Genomic DNA, 17,128 nt, shown 5'->3' with positions numbered 1-17,128 from the left:
CAGGCTGCCGTACTCTTTGCGGCCGCCATGGTATGTTCACTCGGGCACGCCTGTCGCCCTGATCGACGCGGCGACGCTCTGTCCGTGTGAGACCAGCACGTCGAACTGAAGCAGCTTACTCACGATCTCCTCCGGCTTGGGTCGTTAGGCCATCTGTTCCGTCCTCTGTCGGCTCAAAAGCCATGCTTCAGGGCGGACCACTTCACAGGGGGACGATCAACCCGTTCTCTCTGTGCAAGCTAAGGATCCGAGTGGAGGGTTCATCGAGCGCCTGGACGTCGAAGTGACTCAGTATGAAACTCTCACAGCTGATGAACTTGCCACAATCAAGGCAGAACTTGACCGTTTGCATCCACCAAAGCGTGATTTTCCGGAGCCAGAAACCGGCAAGAGCCGCAAAGGTGTCGGAGGGGCGTATCAGGGCGTGTTTGGTCGCGTCGTCTGGAGTCCGCCCTCCGACATTGATGTGTCCCACTACAACACAAGGCACGAGAGATGGCGAGAAGGCATCGAGAAGTCATTGAGATCATACCATACGTACCTCAACAACAAGGAGGCCAAGGCGCATGTTCACTTTGAGTTGATCAACAGCGGCTCAACGCCCGCCGATGACTTAGCCATATCGTTCGTTTGTAAGTCGGGAGTTTGTTTGGATTTGGTCAGGGAATTTCGAGAGGAGAACAACGGCGGCCTTACATCTCCTCCAAAGCCGCCATCGGGCGTATATGCTCCAGAAGGAGGGATGGGGGCGAGTATCTTCGATGCTGTGCGCTCGATTGGTAACTCAGATGCCTTCCAAGGCTCAGGCCTTCCAGCGATTCCGCTCTACAAATCTTTAGCAGGCAGTTCCACGCGCGATCCTTACGGCTTTTATTTCCACCCTCGGCACGATGAGCCATCCGCTGAGTGGGAACTTCGTTGTGAGCAGTTCCGGCACCAACTCGACCCCGAGAATTTTGATTGGCGCGTGCTGATGGAGAGCGATGGTTCGGAGATGGTCCGAGGAGTGATCCGGGTTCGTGTCTCGGCTGCGAACATACCAAGCCCGGTAACCCTCAACGTCCCTGTGCAAATCCGAAGACGCCGTGTGAGCACGCTGGATGAGGCTATGGCGGCTATCGATCCAACGGTGCTTGCCATGAAAAGCCCGCCCAGGGAGCGCTTCAGAAATCCCTTGCTAGGTCAATAACGCCACCTCGCAACTGGTGCTCCGGGTCTTTCCTACATCTCATAGCTAAAGCGGGGAACACTCTGTGAGCCTAAACCCCTCCACGCGTATCCCAAACCGAGACCACTTGGTGTATCATCTGGTGTAACAAGAGGCCTTGAGCGCAAGTTAAAATCATTGTAAATCAACATCTTAGGATGCTCTTTAGAGCCTTTTGCTCCTCTCCACCGGCACCATATTCCGGCGCAATGCGCGCCGTGGAGCGCGAGCGGCTGAAGTCCGCAGCTCATTGCTTGCCTCGGCAACCCGTCAGTTTCCACTTCGGCCGCGCGTGCACCGTGCGGTCTGCCCCGTCCGGCGGGGGAGCGCGGGGCCGGAAGCCGGAGACGCGTGCTCAGCATTCATTCAGCCGTCGCACACGACCTTGATTTACAGCCAAGCTAAGTCCAGTATTTCTGCATTGTATCTGTTATTTACGTCGATTAATCATGGTCTAGCTCATAAATTACGACATTAAGATTTGATGAATGCGAAGTTCAGAACCGATTAAATCCATCGCGCCTACCAGCGCCGTCGGAAGGCGATGAATCGCGTTTCCGCCGAGGCCGATCGCGAGACCGGGACGGCGGAGCACCGGCCCCTCGGGCCGCATCGTCGATGGTCGGGGCGTGATCATGAGCCAGGGCAAGGATGACCGGGTGGTGACGCGCCTCGTCGGAGGCGCGGACGGAGCCGAGTTGGCGCCCGCAAACGATACCGCCCCCCTGCCCGATGGCCCCGGCCAAGGGTCCGCGCCCGGGCGCCGGGCGATCAGCGACGCGGATCGCGCCCGGATCGGACGCGGCCTGCGCCTGCACTACGCCGATGTCCTGGCTCTGCCGATCCCGGAGCGGCTCCGAACGCTGATCGACGACCTCGCCGCATGCTCCGAGACGGAGGCCCCGCGATGCTGATGACCCAAGCCGCTCCCGCCGGCAGCAATTCCGGGCCGCCATCCCAGGGGGTCGATGCCGAGATGCGCGATCTCCTGCTCGGGGCGATCCCGGCGCTTCGGGCCTTCGCGTTCTCGCTGACCTACGATTTCGACCGCTCGGACGACCTCGTCCAGGACACGCTGGTGCGCGCCTGGGTCAATGCCGGCAGCTTCCGCCGCGGGACCAACCTCACGGCCTGGCTGTTCACGATCCTGCGCAACCTATTCTACTCGGAACAACGCAAGCGCAAGCGCGAGGTCGAGGATGCCGACGGCGTGCTCGCCGGCCAGCTGACCTCCCTGCCCGAGCAGGAGATCCGGGTGGAGATGGCGCAGTTCCAGAGCGCCCTGAACCGTCTGCCCCATGCCCAGCGGGAAGCCCTGGTGCTGGTGGGAGCCCAGAGCTTCACCTACGAGGAGGCCGCCGCGATCTGCGGCGTCGCGGTCGGAACGATCAAGAGCCGGGTCAGCCGCGCCCGGATGCGCCTGATCGAGGTCCTGGAACTCGAAGGCCCTGACGATATCGGCACCGATGCCCGCACCCGGGCGGCGCTGGACAGTCGCTGAGCGCCTACTTGATCAGCTTGACCGCCTCGCGGAACCGCGGGTGCCGGGCGGTGCCGAGCCACTCGAACACCACCATCTCGGTGGTGACGATCTCGGCCCCGTGGGCCGCCATCCGGGCGAGGCCGGCATCCCGGTTCTCGGGCCGGCGCGAGCCGACCGCGTCGGCCACCACGGAGACGCGCCGCCCGGCCTCGAGGAGCCCGAGCGCCGTCTGCAGCACGCAGATATGCGCCTCGCAGCCGGCGACCACGAGGTCGCGATCGCCGATCCGGTCGAGGAAACCCGGCGCCTGGGTGGCGCCGAAGCTCATCTTGGGCAACGCCGTTCCCGGCTCCGGGGCGAGGTCCGGCACGGTCGGCCCGAGGCCGCCGGCATTCTGCTCGGTGAACAGGACCGGCACGTCGAGCATCTCGGCCGCCGCGACGAGGCGCCCCGTATTGGCGATCACCCCGGCGCCGTCGGCGATGACCGGCATCAGCCGGACCTGGAGGTCGATGACCAGGAGAAGCGAACGGGCGGGATCGATCAGCGGCATCGTTCCTCAGTAGGTGGCGAAGAAGCGCGCGACCGCCTCGGGCTCGGCCGTTACGGTCAGCGCCAGCGCGAGCAGGATCCGCGCCTTCTGCGGCGTCAGGTTGTCGGCGCTGAGGATATTGCGGGCGCGCAGGCGCGTGGTCAGCGGCACCACCCCGCTCCCGGCCCGGGTCGACATCACCACCAGGATGCCCGCGGCGGCAGCCTCTTCCAGGGCGTCGGCCTCGCCCGGCGGGGTCATGCCCGGTGCGAGCCCGGCCGAGACCAGGCCGCGGGCGCCGGCCGCCCGGAACGCCCGCACCGCGGTGCCGTCGGCGTCGGCGTAGCCGTAGGACACGTCGACCCGCGGCAGCGCGGGCAGGCTTCGGATGTCGAAGGGCGTACCCGGGGCGTGCGCGCGCTCGGAGCGGCGGTAGTACCGGACATGATCGCCGTCGACCTGGCCCAGCACGCCGAAATCCGGGGTTCGGAAGGTCTGCAGCCGGGCCACCGAGGTCTTGGTCACCTCGCGCGCCGCCTGGATCTCGTCGTTGAGCACCACCAGCACGCCGCGCCCGCGGGATTCGGGCGCGGCGGCGGTGCGGATCGCCGCGACGAGATTGAGCTTGGCATCGGTCGACAGCGCGCTCATCGGCCGCTGCGAGCCGACCAGCACCACCGGTAGATCCACCGTCAAGGTGAGGCTGAGCGCGTAAGCGGTCTCCTCCAGGGTGGCGGTGCCGTGCCCGATGACGATGCCGGCGAGATCGGGATGTTCCGCGGCGGTGCGCTCGCACAACAGGACGAGGTCGCGCCATTCGGCGAACCCGATCGCCGGGCTCGGGACCGCCCGGAACGGCACCGGGATCACGGCGGCGACGGCGGCAAGTTCCGGGACCGCGTCCAGGATCGCCCCGGCCTCCAGGCGCCGGTCGGTGGCGGAATAGTCGAGGATGTCGAGGGCATCGCGCCCCAGCGACGCGATCGTCCCGCCCGTGCCGATGAACGCGACCTTGGGCAATCCCGCCCCGTATCTTGCCGCCATGCCGCGCCTCCTGGCCGCCGCCGGGCCGTCCACCGGTCCCGGGCCATGCAGGCCCTTGAATGCAGGCTCGGCTGGCCGCGGTCGACCCCGCTGCGCGCAGGCGGGCGATGCGCCGGGCGACGGGACGCGGATATGGCGGCAAGGGCGGGGCCGCGAAGGTGTCGCTCCCTCCGCGGCCGCGGTGTCAGCTCTGGAAGTCGAACAGCAGGGCCGAGGCGTTGGTGCCTGAGCCGGTCGTGCCGCTCGCTCCGTAGCTCGCGCCGCTCGACTGGGAAGCCTGGAGCTGCTGGATGAAGGTCGAGAGCAGGTCGCTCGCGGACGTGCCGGTCGAGGATGTTCCGCTGGAGGACGTGCTGCCGGAGGACGTGCTGCTGGACGAACTTCCGGAAGCGTCGGCACCCGGGGGCGGGCCGGGCGGCGGCCCCGGAGGCGGGCCGCCGGCCCCGGAGACGCCGTCGGCGCTCGAACCGGTCGCGTCGGCGGTCTGGGTCGATTGGCCGTGGCTGGCGAACAGGGTCTTCAGCTCCGTGGCCTGATCGCTCGTCAGGCTGCCGCTGCTGACCTGATTGGAGATCAGGCTGTCGATCCGGTCCTTCATCGACGACGGGTCGAGCTTGGTATCCGCGGCACTGCTGCTCGACGTCGAGGCGGTCGTGCCCGACGATAGGCTCGAATCGATCGAACTGAGGGCGCTCGTCAGGGCGGTGGCGTCGGTGCTGCTGAGGGTGCCGGCCGACAGCTCGCTGCTGATCGTGTCGGTCATCCGGGTCTTGCCGGAGCCCTGGGGCGGCGGCGGTCGCTGGACCGCGAACTGAGAGGTCGTGGCGGAGGAGACGGTACTCATACGGGCGCTCTGGGCACGGATTCGCCGGATTCGCCCGGCGGCGGGTCCGTGTGCAAATTACCCACGCGGTTCTTAAAAGCGTCTTTCCGAAACAGAGATCTGGATGGTCCCATTTTGAGGCCTCACCGAAAGGTGAATGCCAGCTTTCGGGTTGCCGAGACAGCAGAACCCCGGAGCCGCGTCTGGATCCGATATCCAGGACGAAGCTCCGGGGTCCGATGGCGTGCGCGATTCCCGCTTCCGCTTCCCCGGTCCGAACCGGGCTTCGACCAGCGGCCGGGCCGTCAGACGCCGGCAGCGACGCGCAGGGGCGCGGCCATCTCTTGGGCCCGGCCCACCGGCTCGGCGTGGCCGTAGAGGCCGCGCTGCTTCGGATTCGGGCTGAGCCGGTCGGTCAGGCCGATCACCGTCTCGGCGGCCCCGAGCAGCAGGGCGCCCCCCGGCGCGAGCTGGGCCGCGAGCCGGGCCAGCACGTCCGATTTGGTCGGCGCGTCGAAGTAGATCAGCACGTTGCGGCAGTAGATCACGTCGAACTGGCCGAGCGACGCGAAGCTGTGCAGCAGGTTGAGCTGCCGGTAATCCACCATGGAGCGCAGGCTCTGGGCGATCTGCCACTGCTCGCCGATCTGGGTGAAGTACTTGATCAGCCACTGCACCGGCAGGCCGCGCTGGACCTCGAAGTGGCTGTAGAGGCCGAGCTTGGCCTTCTCGATCACCTCGGTGGACAGGTCGGTGGCGACGATCTCCACCTGCCACCCGGCGAGCTTGGGCGCGGCCTCCTGCAGCAGCATGGCCAGGGAATAAGGCTCCTGGCCGGTGGACGCCGCCGCGCACCAGATCCGCAGCCGGCGCTTGCTGGCATTGCGCGCCAGGGCTTCGGGCAGGATCGTGTCGCGGAACAGGTCGAACGGGATGCGGTCGCGGAAGAAGAAGGTCTCGTTCGTGGTCATCGCCTCGACCACGGCGCGCTCGATCGCCCCGTCCTGGCCGAGCTTGAGCGACCCGATCAGCTCGCCGAGGGTCGCGAGCCCGAAGCGGCGGCAAACCGGTGTCAGGCGGCTCTCGACGAGGTAGCGCTTCTCCGCGGTCAGCGCGAGGCCGGAGCGCTGCTTGAGGAAGCTGCGCAGATATTCGAACTCGAGTTCGGTCATGACGGCTGCCCCGTGATCAGGGCGCGCAGCGCCGTCGCGAGTTCGGGGAGCGGCAGCACGGCTTCGGCGAGGCCGGCCCGGGCGACGCTGCCGGGCATGCCCCAGACGGTGCTGGTCGCCTCGTCCTGGGCGAGGACCGGGCCGCCCGCATCGGTGAGCGCGCGGGCGCCGTTGGTGCCGTCCGAGCCCATCCCGGTGAGGATCACCGTCGCGGTGGCGGCCCCGAAGACCAATGCCGCATCCTTGAACAGCACATCGACCGCCGGGCGGCAGAAATTCACCGGCGGCCCGTCGGTGAGCTGGATCGTGGGCCCGTTGGGACCCGCCACGAGCCCCATATGGCGCCCGCCCGGCGCAACGTAGATGCGGCCCGCCTCCAGGCGCTCGTCCGCCTTGCCCTCGGCCGCGCGCAGGCCGGTGCGGGTGGAGAGATGCTCGGCGAACACGGCGGTGAAGATCGGCGGCATGTGCTGCACGATCAGCACCGGCAGGCGGCGCAGGGTGGCGGCACCGATGCCCTCCAGCAGTTCGCCCACGGCCCGGGGGCCGCCGGTCGAGGAGCCGATCAGCAGGGCCCGGGGCTGGGTGCGGCTTCGCACCTTCGGTCGGAGGGTGAAGGGGGTCGGCGGACGCGGGGCCGGCGCGACGGGTGCCAGAGCGGGCGCCGCGTGGGCGGGGGCCGGCTGGACTCCCGGGGCACCCGCGGGACGCCGCGCCCGGGCGCGGGCGGCGCCGAAGACCCGGACGCGCTCGATCAGCTCGACCCGGAACGTCTCCGAGGTGGTGACGCCGCGGTTGCTCTCGGGTTTGGCGATGTAGTCGACCGCGCCGAGGGCGAGGCATTTCAGCGAGATGTCGGCGTTGCGCGTGGTCAGCGTCGACATCATCACGACTTGGAGATTCGGGCTCATCGCGAGCATGCGCGGCAGCGCCGTCGTGCCGTCGAGCTCCGGCATCTCGATGTCGAGCAGCACGACATCCGGGTCGTGCTTGGCCATCATCTCCAGGGCGATGCGGCCGTTGGAGGCGGTGCCGGCGAGTTCGAACCCGGCCTCGGCGATCCAGCGGGCGACGAGCCCGCGCACGACGGCGGAATCGTCGGCGATCAGCACGCGGATTGGCGCCGCCGCGGAGGTCGTAGAGTGTGCAGGCGGACTGCGGAGTGGGACCACCGCGGGGCTCAGGGCCATGATAATTGCCTCGGGAACTGGGTCTTGAGCGATGGCGGTGTCGAATTCAGGCCGCGTCTGCGACCAAGCCGACCTGTTCGAGCTTGGCCGCCAGGATGTCGCGGTCGAACGGCTTCATGATGTACTCGTCCGCCCCGGCTCGGAGAGCCCGGGCGATCGCTCCGACATCGTTCTCGGTTGTGCAGAACAGGACCTTCGGGGCTGCGCCCCCTTCGCTCCGGCGGAGGGTCTGGAGGAAGGTGTAGCCGTCCATGTTCGGCATGTTCCAATCGAGCAGGATCGCGTCCGGCATGTTGGCCGCGCAGGCTTCGAGGGCGGCGCTGCCGTCCTCAGCCTCGCTTACATTCATGCCCAGGGCCTCGATGATCCGCCGCGCGACCTTTCGGATCACCGCGGAATCGTCGACCACTAGGCAGGTCGTCTCGTGTGGCGCTTTCATACCCCCTCCCTCACGCCGCCTTCGCGCCGGCAGCGCTGAAGCCGAGGAGCGCGTCCACGTCGAGGATCACCAGAAGGCGGCCGTCGAGGCGGTGGACGCAGGTGGCGAGGTTGCGCCAGCGCGGATCCAGGTTGATAGGCACCGCCTCGCGGCTGTCGGCGCCGAGCTTCAGCACCTCGCCGACGCCGTCGACCACGAGCGCGAAGGTCTCGCCGGTCTGCTCCAGGCCGATCGCCATCTTGGGGCTGGCCTTGTCGTCCTGCGCCACGGCATCGGGCAGGCCCAGGCGCCGGCGCAGGCACACCGCCGTGACCACGCGCCCGCGCAGGTTCAGCAGGCCGACGATCTCGCTGGGCGCCAGGGGCACCGGCGTTACCCCTGAGGGGACGAACACGTCGTGGACCCGCTCGATCGCCAGGCCGAACAGGGTGTCGGCCACATAGACGGTAACATACTCGTCGGTGGGGCCGGTCTCGGCGCCGTTGGCGTTGGCAGCCTGCATCAGAACTCTCCGGATTCGATCGTCGTGTGGCGGGCGGAGCCGGGATCAGGCGGCTTGCGAGACATTGGTGGCACTGATCTCGGCCAAAGCCGCGATCAGCCCGCTGCGGTCGAACTTGGCCACGAGGTCGCTGATCGCCAGCGCCCGGGCCCGCTCCACCGCGTCGGCGCCGACCGTCCCGGTCAGGCCGATCACCGGCAGGCCGGCGAGCCGCGGCTCGGCACTCCGCATGGCGGCGACGAGGTCGAAGCCGCTGCGGCCCGGCATCTCCAGGTCGGTGACCACGACCTCGATCCGCACATCCGACTGCAGGATCGTCAGCGCGGCCTCGGCGCTCGCCGCTGTGACGACCTGATAGCCCGCGGCCTTCAGAACCGGGCTCAACATGTCGCGGAAGAAGGCCGAGTCGTCGACCAGCAGAAGCGTCGAGACCTGCTCCGCCTTCTTCGGGCCGCGCGCCCAGTCGTCGTAGGCGAGCGGCAGGAAGTGGGCGATGTTGATGATGTCCGTGGCGCGGCCGCGCAGCACCGCCGAGCCGATCAGATCCGAGCGGTCCGCCGCGATCTCGATGTCGAGGCGCTCCTCGACGATGTCGACGATCTCGTCGACCACGAGGCCCATCGCCCGCTCGCCGTCGGAGAACACCACCAGCGCCTGCGTGCCCTCGGAGCGGATCGTGATTGCCGAGTCGGCCGGGACCAGCGGCATCAGACGGCCGCGGTACTGGATCAGCGGACGGCCGCCCAGCCACTCGACCTTGTCGCACTCGATCTCTTCGAGGCGGGTGACCAGCGAGAGCGGCACCGCCTTGAAGCTGCCCTGGCCGCCCTTGAACACCAGCAGCGTGGTCTTGGCATCGCCCATCTCGGCCGCCTCGCTTTCGGCGTCGGCATCGGCATGGCTGTTGCTGCCCTGGATACCCTGGGCCACCTGCCGGGCTACGCCGTTGGGGTCGACGATCAGCACGACGGCGCCGTCGCCCAGGATCGTGTTGCCGGCAAACATCGGGATGTGCCGGAGCTTGGCCGACATCGGCTTCACGACGATCTCCTCCGTATGGAAGACCTCGTCGACCAGGATGCCGAAGCGCTCGCGCCCGACCTGGGCCACCACCACGAAGCCCGCCTGCTCGGTCTCCGCGCCCTGCCCGTCCGATTGTCCGAGCAGGCCGGTGAGGGAGACGATCGGCAGCAGCCGCTCGCGCAGGCGCAGCACCGGCGAGCCGTTGATACGCTCGACCCGCTGCGCCCCGGCATCGACCCGCACGAGTTCCAGCACGGCCACCTGCGGCAGGGCGAAGCGGTGCTCGCCGGCCCGCACGATCAGGGCGGCGACGATGGCCAGCGTCAGCGGGATCTTGATGGTGAAGGTGGTGCCGCGGCCCGCCGTGGTGGCGATGTCGATGATGCCGCCGATGGTCTCGATGTTGGTCTTGACCACGTCCATGCCGACGCCGCGGCCCGACACCGACGTGACCGCCGCCGCAGTCGAGAACCCGGCGTCGAAGATGAACTTGGCGACCTGCGCGTCGGTCATCCGCTCGACATCGGCCTGGGCCGCCAGCCCGCGCTCCACCGCCTTCTTGCGGATCGCCGCGAGGTCGAGGCCCTTGCCGTCGTCGGCGATCTCGATCGTGATCGTACCGCCCTCGTGATAGGCGGCGAGCCGGATCGTGCCGCGGGCCGGCTTGCCCGCCGCCACGCGCCCGGCGGTCGACTCGAGGCCATGATCGGCCGAGTTGCGGACCATGTGGGTCAGCGGGTCCTTGATCACCTCGAGGACCTGCCGGTCCAGCTCGGTCTCCGCGCCGACCATCACGAGGTCGATCTGCTTGCCGAGTTCGGCCGAGAGGTCGCGCACCACGCGGGGCAGCTTCTGCCAGGCGCTGCCGATCGGCTGCATGCGCGTCTTCATGACGCCCTCCTGCAGCTCGGCCGTGACGTGGGACAGGCGCTGGAGCGGCACCTTGTAGCTGGAATCCTCGTGGCGGCGGGCGATCTCGAGGAGCTGGTTGCGGGTCAGCACCAGCTCCGAGACCATGGTCATCAGGTGCTCGAGCGTATCCACATTCACGCGGATCGTCTGGATCTTGCTGCCGGTCGCCGTGGTCTCGGTGGCCACCACGGCTTCGGCGTCCCCCGCCGGTTCGGCCTTGGTCGAATCGACCTCGGCGGCCTCGGCCCTCGGCGTCGCAGGCTTCGGCGCGGCGGCCTTCGGTGATTCGGTCTTGGGCGCCTCGGCCTTGGGCGCCTCGACGGGGGCCGCCACCGGCGCGGCGAAATCCGCCTCGCTCGGACCCGGCGCCGCCAGGAACGCGGCCTCAAGATCGTCCAGGGAGACCTCGCCGGGCTTCAGCTCGCGGGAGACCGGCTCCGGCAGAACCGGTTCGGGCGCGGGGGCCGGCGTGGCCGCGGGCTCGGCCGTCGCCATGCGCTCCAGTTCGGAGATCAGATCGTCGTCGGAGCCCGCCGGCTCGGTGCCGGTGGCCTCCAGGTCGGCCAGGATCGCCTTGAGCCGGTCCAGGGTCGAGAGAATCACCGTGACTGATTCGGAGGTGGCGGGCAGGCCATCCCGGAAGCGACCCATCAAGGTCTCGGCGGCGTGCGCCAAGGCTTCGAGGCGCGGCAACCCGAGAAACCCGCAGGTTCCTTTAATCGTATGAACGAGGCGAAAAATATTCCGCAATATCGTCTGGTTGTTCGGATCTTGTTCGAACCGAACCAATTCAGCATCGACCGTGTCGAGGTGTTCCCCGCTCTCGGTCAAAAATTCACGAAGCAGGTCGTCCATAAGCGATACTCGTTACACGAAGAGGCTCTCGCGCAACGTACTTACTCACGCGGGGTTAGGGAAGCGTTTCGATCCCCTCCCCACCCCGAGGTTTTCCAGTTTTTTAGGCCAGAGCAGTGTCGGAAGCTTCGTCACCGGCCTCTGCGGGGGGCGCGATCACTGTCGGCGAGGCCGTGATCGTCACTTCATCACCTTCGATGGCGAATCGCACATCCATGGCGGCGGCCTGCGCCACGAGGCCGGCATAGAACGGCAGGATGCCGTGGGCATCGACGGTGCCGCTCTCCGGGCTGCCGGCCATCAGCTCCTCGACATGGGGCGGGATGCGGGCATGCGAGCCCTTGGCCTTGAGCACCAGGGTCGGCGCCTCGCCGTCGCCGGAAACGACGACGTCGATCAGCCCGCCCCGCGGGATCGCCGAGGTGGCGATCATCACGAGGTTCAGGAGCAGCTTGACCTTGTTCTTGGGGAACAGGGCCTGTGGCGCGCTCCAGGCGAGCTTGGTCTTCTCGTCGCTGAACATGCCCTTGGCCACGCCCTCGGCATCGGCGAGGTCGATCGAGGCGCCGGCGGAGCCCGCCGCCCCGAAGGCGATCCGGGCGAATTTCAGCCGGGCCGAGGCCTGCCGGGCACTCTTGCCGATCAGTTCGAGGGCGAAGACCCGCATCGATTCGTCATCGTCGTCCTCCAGCACCTCCAGCCCGTTCACGATCGCGCCGACGGGGCTGATCACGTCGTGGCAGACGCGGGAGCAAAGCAGGGCGGCGAGGTCGAGGCCGTCGAGATTCAGGCGGGGTGCGTTCGGGGAGGACATGGTGCGCTCCGGGCGGGCGGATCTGTACGTCGGACACTCTGCGGGCCGGCTCATCGCTTCGGAGCCGCCGATCGGACTCACCGATCCTTGGCCGCCCAATCAGCGGTCGAGTCCCCGCGAAACATCCCACGCGGCCCGCCGGTCGGACCGGGGGCGATGGATCGGTCCGCACGGATAGACGCCACGGTCGGCTTTGAAAAGCGTTACCGGCCGGTTCGACCGGCCCCGGTGCCGGCCGCGCCCGGATCGGGTACGGTGGCGGCCAACCCGCGCGAGCCGTCCCACGGCCCGACGCGATCGAACCCGGCTCGAGCCAGGGAGGAAGCGGCGTGAGACGCGAAACCGCCATCGGGCGTCAGGCAGCCCGCGTCCCGGTGCGCCGGCCCGCGGCACCCGACCGCCCTCGCTGATCTGGCCCCGCCCGATGCAGCCCGCACCGTCCCTGCGCGAAAACCTCCGCCCCAGCTTGAAGCCCGCCGATCCCGACGTGGCGCGTGCCCGGCTCGCCGAGATCGAACCGGCCTGCCCGCCGGGCTTCCTCACCCCCGCTTGCCGCGCCCTGCTGCTCGGGCTGGCTGACCATTCGCCCTTCCTCTGGCAGGCGGTCACCCGCTCGCCCGAGCGCCTGGTCGGCCTGATGGAACAGCCGCCCGAGGCCGCGAGCCGCGCGATCATCGCCCGGCAGCGCGCGGTGGGCGGCGCCTGCGGCGACAATCCCGATCTGGCGGAGGTCGCACGCTGGCTCCGCCGCAACCGGGAAGAGCACGCCCTCCTGGTGGCGCTCGCCGATCTCGGCGGCTGCTGGGACATCGACGCGGTCGTCCGAGCCCTGTCCGATTTCGCCGACGCGTCGGTGAGCGCAGCCACCGACGCCCTGCTCCGGCAGGGCATGGCGGCCGGGCGGTTCCATCCGCGGGACCCGGAGGCACCCCAGGTCGACTCCGGGCTCGTGATCCTGGCGCTCGGCAAGCATGGCGGAGCCGAGCTGAACTATTCCAGCGACATCGACCTGATCGTTTTCTACGAGGGCGAGCGCGCAGCCGCCGCGACCGGCGGGGATCCCAAGGCGTTCTTCGTCAAGCTCGCGCAAGGCCTGGTGAAGCTCCTGTCGGAGCGTACCGCCGACGGCTACGTCCACCGGATCGACTACCGGCTGCGGCCGGACCCGGGCTCGACGGCGGTGGCGCTCTCCACCGGCTTCGCCTTCGACTATTACCAGACGCTGGGCCAGAACTGGGAGCGCGCCGCCTTCATCAAGGCCCGGCCGATCGCCGGCGACATCCCGGCCGGGGCGGCGTTCCTGGCCGATCTCGCGCCGTTCATCTGGCGCCGGCATTTCGACTTCGCGGCCATCGCCGAGATCCACGCGATGAAGCGCCAGATCCACCTGGTTCGCGGGCACGACACGATCACGGTGGCCGGCCACGACATCAAGATCGGCCGCGGCGGCATCCGGGAGATCGAGTTCTTCGTCCAGACCCAGCAGCTCGTGTTCGGCGGCCGCAAGCCCGCCCTGCGGGGGCGCCGGACCGTCGAGATGTTGGCCCGCCTCGTGGAGGAGGGCTGGATCGACGCGAAAGCCCGCGACGAGCTCACGGCGGCCTACGGGTTCCTGCGCACCCTCGAGCACCGGATCCAGATGATCCGCGACGAGCAGACCCAGCGCCTGCCCACCGGGGATGCGGCGCTCGACGCCCTGGCGCGGTTTTCGGGCTTCGACACGCGGGCGGAGTTCGAGGCGGCGCTGCTCCACCAAGCCGGCCGGGTCCAGGCCCATTACGCCCTGCTGTTCGAGGCGCGGCCGGGGGACGGCGAACCGGAGGACCTATTGGTCTTCGGCGAGAGCGAGCCCGACCCCGCCACCTTGGAGACCCTGGCCGCATTCGGGTTCCGCGATTCCCGGCTGGCCTGGGAGACCGTGCAGGGCTGGCATGTCGGCCGCCGGCCGGCGCTCCAAGCGGGCCGCGCGCGGGAGATCCTGACCGAGCTGCTCCCGAGCCTCCTGCGGGCGCTCGGCGGAACCAACGATCCGGACGCCGCTCTCCTCACCCTCGACCGGGCCTTCGCCCGGATGCCCGCGGTGGCGGAGTTGCTCGCCATCCTGCGCTCGCACGCGCGCCTGCGCCTGCTGTTCGCCGATATTCTCGGGACCTCGCCCCATCTCGCCGACACGGTGAGCCTCAGCCCCCACGTGCTCGACACGGTGCTCGACCCGGATTTCGTGGCGCCGGTGCCGGCCCCCGAGCAGGTGCAGGAACAATACCGAGCGCTGGTCGGGCAGCCCGCGAGCCGCGAGGAGTTTTGGGACCGGTGCCGGGACGCCACCCGCCAGATGGCCTTCGTCACGGGGGCGCGGCTCCTGTCCGGCCTGATCACGCCGCGCCAGGCCGGGGAGGCCTATTCGGCCATCGCCGAGGCGACGGTCGCGCTGAACCTCGAAGCGGAAGAGCGCCGCTTCGCCCGGGACCACGGCGCCGTGCCCAAGGGCCGGTGCTGCGTCCTGGCGCTCGGCCGGCTCGGATCCCGGCAGCTCAGCGCGGTCTCCGACCTCGATCTGGTGTTCCTGTACGATTTCGATCCGGAGAACCGGATGAGCGACGGCCCGCGCCCGCTCGACGCGGTCGTGGCCTATAACCGCCTGGCCCAGCGCCTCTACGCGGCGCTCACCACCGCCACACGCCGCGGCCGGCTCTACGCGGTCGATTTGCGCCTGCGGCCCTACGGCAGCCACAGCCCGCCCGCCGTGCAGTTCAACGGCTTCGTGACCTATCAGCGCGAGGCGGCCGAACCCTGGGAGCACATGGCCCTGACCCGGGCCCGGGTGGTGGCGGGCGATCCCGAACTCGGGGCGGCGGTCATGGCGGTGATCGCCGAGACGATCGCGCAGCCGCGCGATCCAGCCCAGGTCTGCGCCGCGGCCGGGGACATGCGCAGGCTGGTGGCCAACGAGCGCGGCCATGCCGGGCCCTACGACTTGAAGCTCGCCCCCGGCGGGCTGTTCGATCTCGATTTCCTGGCGCAGTCCATCGTGCTGAGCCACCCCCAAGCCTGGCACGACGGCATCGATCTCTCCGGCGAGGCGATCCTGCGCCGGGCCGGTGAGCACGGTCTGCTGCCCGCCGCCATGGCCGAGCCCCTGGCGGAGACCTACGACTTCCTCGACGCGGTCTACCAGTGGCAGCGGCTGGTGATGACCGATCCCGGCGCCGTCCCCTCCGACAGCGCCGCCCGGCAGATCGCCAAGGCCGTGGGCCTGCCCGATGCCCGCAGCCTCGCGGCGGAGTTGCATCGCCACCGGCGCCGGACTTGCGCGCTGCTGGCGCGGATCAAGCGGACGGTGATCGGAGCGTCCCCAGGATAGGGCATCGCCCCATCGGCGACGCGTTCAGGCGGCCCGGACGTTTCTAAGGAACTGATCGATCTCCGTGTGCAGGGCGCGGGACTGGACCGCCAGATCGTCGGCGGAGGTGGCGACGGCCTTGGCGGCATGACCGGCATCGCCCGCCGAGCGGGCGACCTCGGAGATGTCGGCGGTGACCTTGTCGGTCCCCCCCGACGCATCGGACATGCTGCGCACGATCTCCCGCGTGGTGACGCCCTGCCCGTCGACCGCGCCGGCGATGCGCGTCGTCACGCCGCTCAGCGCGTGGATCTGGGCCGTGATGTCCTGGATCGCCTCGGCGGCCCCGCTGGTCGCACCCTGGATGGCGCCGATCTGCTGGCCGATCTCGTCGGTGGCCTTGGCGGTCTGCGCGGCCAGCTCCTTCACTTCGGACGCCACCACGGCGAAGCCCCGGCCGGCCTCCCCGGCGCGGGCCGCCTCGATCGTGGCGTTGAGCGCCAGCAGATTGGTCTGGCCCGCGATGGTGGAGACCAAGCCCACCACGTCACCGATCCGGGTCGCGGCCGCGGACAAGGCCGCCATGATCGCATCGGTGCGCGCGGCGGCCTCCACGGCGGCGGAGGACATGTCGGCGGCATGGGCGACCTGCCGGCCGATCTCCTGCACGGTCGAGCCCAGAGCCTCGGCCGCCGCCGCCACGGCGTTGACGTTCCCGGCGGTCCGGTGCGCGGCCTCCGCGGCGCTGGTGGAGCGCAGGGCCGTCCCCCCCACGGCGACCTGCATCGTGCCGGACGAGGCCTGCAGGCCGGTCACCGCCTCGGTCACATGGGCGACGATCCCGCCGACCGAGCGCTCGAACCGGTCGGCGAGATCGTGCAGCATCGCGCGCCGGGCCTGCTCCTCACGCAGGCGGCCGGCCTCGGTGGCCTCGACCTGCTGAGCGGCCTCCGCGCGGGAGGTGTCGCGGATCGCCACGACGGCGCGGGCGATGGCGCCGATCTCGTCCCGGCGGTGCGCGGCAGCCAGCGCGACGCTCGTGTCGCCGTTCGCCAAGCGGATGGTCTCGTCGGTCAGCCTGACCAGCGGCCGGCCCAGGTTTCCGGCGAGCCACCACGCCGTGATCGATCCGATGAGGACCACGCCGCCCCCGAGCCCGAGCATCGCCCAGATCTTCCAGGCCGTGGCCTCGCGGGTCGCCTGCATCTGGGCCCGGGCATCCGCGGCGGCGAGGGCTACGGCTTCGTCGAATCGCTGCCGCAGGCGCCGGCTCTGCTGGGCCATCCGCTCCTGAACCGGGATCTCCCGCGCCGGCCGGATGCCGAGCAGCACCTCGGCATCGCCGCGCCATTGCCGCGCCTCGGCTTCCGCGCTCCGGACCAAAGCCTGCATCGGCTCGGACAGGGCGATCTCGTTCAGGCGCCCGAGCAGCACCGTCAATCGGTCGCCCGCCCCGGTGAACTCCGTCTGGATCGGCGCCATGTCGAGGAGGTCGGTCATCGCGCTCACGCGCCCGACCAGGTCTTCGGCCCGGTAAAACTGGTCGCGGGCGGCGCGGCTCGTCTCGGCCGCCTCGGTGGTGCGGTCGGCGAGCCGCGACAGATCGCCGACCGCGCCGAGGCCGACGAGGCCGGTGATCCCGGCCAGGAGGCCGGCAAGCAGCAGGAAGCCGAGGAGCGGGAGCAGGATCTTGTAGCGGATGGACATGGCGACTTCCCGGTTTACCGCTTGGCGCACCATCCCGAAGGACGATTGCCGGCTATCGGGAAAAAATGATGCAAAATCAAAGCTT

At 69.3% G+C, this 17,128-nt stretch carries 14 protein-coding genes; 4 read left to right on the top strand and 10 right to left on the bottom strand.

The annotated features are described in order from the left end of the window. The first annotated feature begins 232 nt into the window (after window positions 1–232). From MKL09_RS23665 to MKL09_RS23655, 3 genes are all read left to right on the top strand, one after another. Window positions 233–1,189, top strand: a complete 957-nt coding sequence (locus MKL09_RS23665) for a hypothetical protein (RefSeq protein WP_244024281.1) — start codon at window positions 233–235, stop codon at window positions 1,187–1,189. Window positions 1,190–1,842: 653 nt separating this feature from the next. After that, window positions 1,843–2,121: a NepR family anti-sigma factor gene (locus MKL09_RS23660; RefSeq protein ID WP_244024279.1), complete on the top strand. Its 279-nt coding sequence runs from the start codon at window positions 1,843–1,845 to the stop codon at window positions 2,119–2,121. Then, window positions 2,115–2,708, top strand: a complete 594-nt coding sequence (locus MKL09_RS23655) for a sigma-70 family RNA polymerase sigma factor (RefSeq protein ID WP_409566977.1) — start codon at window positions 2,115–2,117, stop codon at window positions 2,706–2,708. Before MKL09_RS23660 ends, MKL09_RS23655 begins: the two co-directional genes overlap by 7 nt. 4 nt (window positions 2,709–2,712) lie before the next feature. Here the strand turns inward: MKL09_RS23655 and MKL09_RS23650 are convergent, their stop codons facing one another. From MKL09_RS23650 to chpT, 9 genes are all read right to left on the bottom strand, one after another. Continuing rightward, a complete protein-coding gene (locus MKL09_RS23650) occupies window positions 2,713–3,243 on the bottom strand; it encodes an isochorismatase family protein (protein ID WP_244024277.1) in 531 nt (176 codons plus the stop codon). Between the two features lie 6 nt (window positions 3,244–3,249). After that, window positions 3,250–4,266, bottom strand: coding sequence for an asparaginase (locus tag MKL09_RS23645; RefSeq protein WP_244024275.1), 1,017 nt, complete (start codon window positions 4,264–4,266; stop codon window positions 3,250–3,252). A 184-nt stretch (window positions 4,267–4,450) separates the two neighbouring features. After that, complete coding sequence (locus MKL09_RS23640) at window positions 4,451–5,110, bottom strand: hypothetical protein (RefSeq protein WP_244024273.1); 660 nt, start codon at window positions 5,108–5,110, stop codon at window positions 4,451–4,453. A gap of 284 nt (window positions 5,111–5,394) precedes the next feature. Then, window positions 5,395–6,261 (bottom strand): CheR family methyltransferase, encoded by an 867-nt coding sequence (locus MKL09_RS23635; RefSeq protein ID WP_244024271.1) that lies wholly within the window; start codon window positions 6,259–6,261, stop codon window positions 5,395–5,397. After that, the gene (cheB, locus tag MKL09_RS23630; RefSeq protein ID WP_244024269.1) at window positions 6,258–7,451 is read right to left on the bottom strand and encodes a chemotaxis-specific protein-glutamate methyltransferase CheB; all 1,194 of its coding nucleotides are present in this window, start codon (window positions 7,449–7,451) and stop codon (window positions 6,258–6,260) included. Before cheB ends, MKL09_RS23635 begins: the two co-directional genes overlap by 4 nt. A 46-nt stretch (window positions 7,452–7,497) precedes the next feature. Then, entirely contained in the window at window positions 7,498–7,890 is a 393-nt protein-coding gene (locus MKL09_RS23625) for a response regulator (RefSeq protein ID WP_244024267.1), read from the bottom strand. A 10-nt stretch (window positions 7,891–7,900) separates the two neighbouring features. Further along, entirely contained in the window at window positions 7,901–8,392 is a 492-nt protein-coding gene (locus tag MKL09_RS23620; RefSeq protein ID WP_244024265.1) for a chemotaxis protein CheW, read from the bottom strand. A 45-nt stretch (window positions 8,393–8,437) separates the two neighbouring features. Further along, entirely contained in the window at window positions 8,438–11,182 is a 2,745-nt protein-coding gene (locus tag MKL09_RS23615; protein ID WP_244024263.1) for a hybrid sensor histidine kinase/response regulator, read from the bottom strand. A 103-nt stretch (window positions 11,183–11,285) separates the two neighbouring features. Further along, window positions 11,286–11,996 carry a histidine phosphotransferase ChpT gene (gene chpT / locus MKL09_RS23610; RefSeq protein WP_244024261.1) on the bottom strand — a complete coding sequence of 237 codons (711 nt, stop codon included), beginning with the start codon at window positions 11,994–11,996 and terminating at the stop codon, window positions 11,286–11,288. Between the two features lie 424 nt (window positions 11,997–12,420). Between chpT and MKL09_RS23605 the strand changes: the two genes are divergently transcribed. Beyond that, entirely contained in the window at window positions 12,421–15,357 is a 2,937-nt protein-coding gene (locus tag MKL09_RS23605) for a bifunctional [glutamine synthetase] adenylyltransferase/[glutamine synthetase]-adenylyl-L-tyrosine phosphorylase (RefSeq protein WP_244024259.1), read from the top strand. Window positions 15,358–15,381: 24 nt separating this feature from the next. On the opposite strand, the gene MKL09_RS23600 is transcribed toward MKL09_RS23605, so the two are convergent. Beyond that, on the bottom strand, window positions 15,382–17,043 hold the full coding sequence (locus MKL09_RS23600) for a methyl-accepting chemotaxis protein (RefSeq protein ID WP_244024257.1): 1,662 nt from the start codon (window positions 17,041–17,043) through the stop codon (window positions 15,382–15,384). Window positions 17,044–17,128 lie beyond the last annotated feature (85 nt).

The sequence above is a fragment of the Methylobacterium sp. J-048 genome, assembly GCF_022829515.1.
In the GTDB taxonomy this organism is placed as follows: Bacteria; Pseudomonadota; Alphaproteobacteria; order Rhizobiales; family Beijerinckiaceae; genus Methylobacterium.
This window is presented reverse-complemented; position numbering and strand designations above follow the sequence as displayed.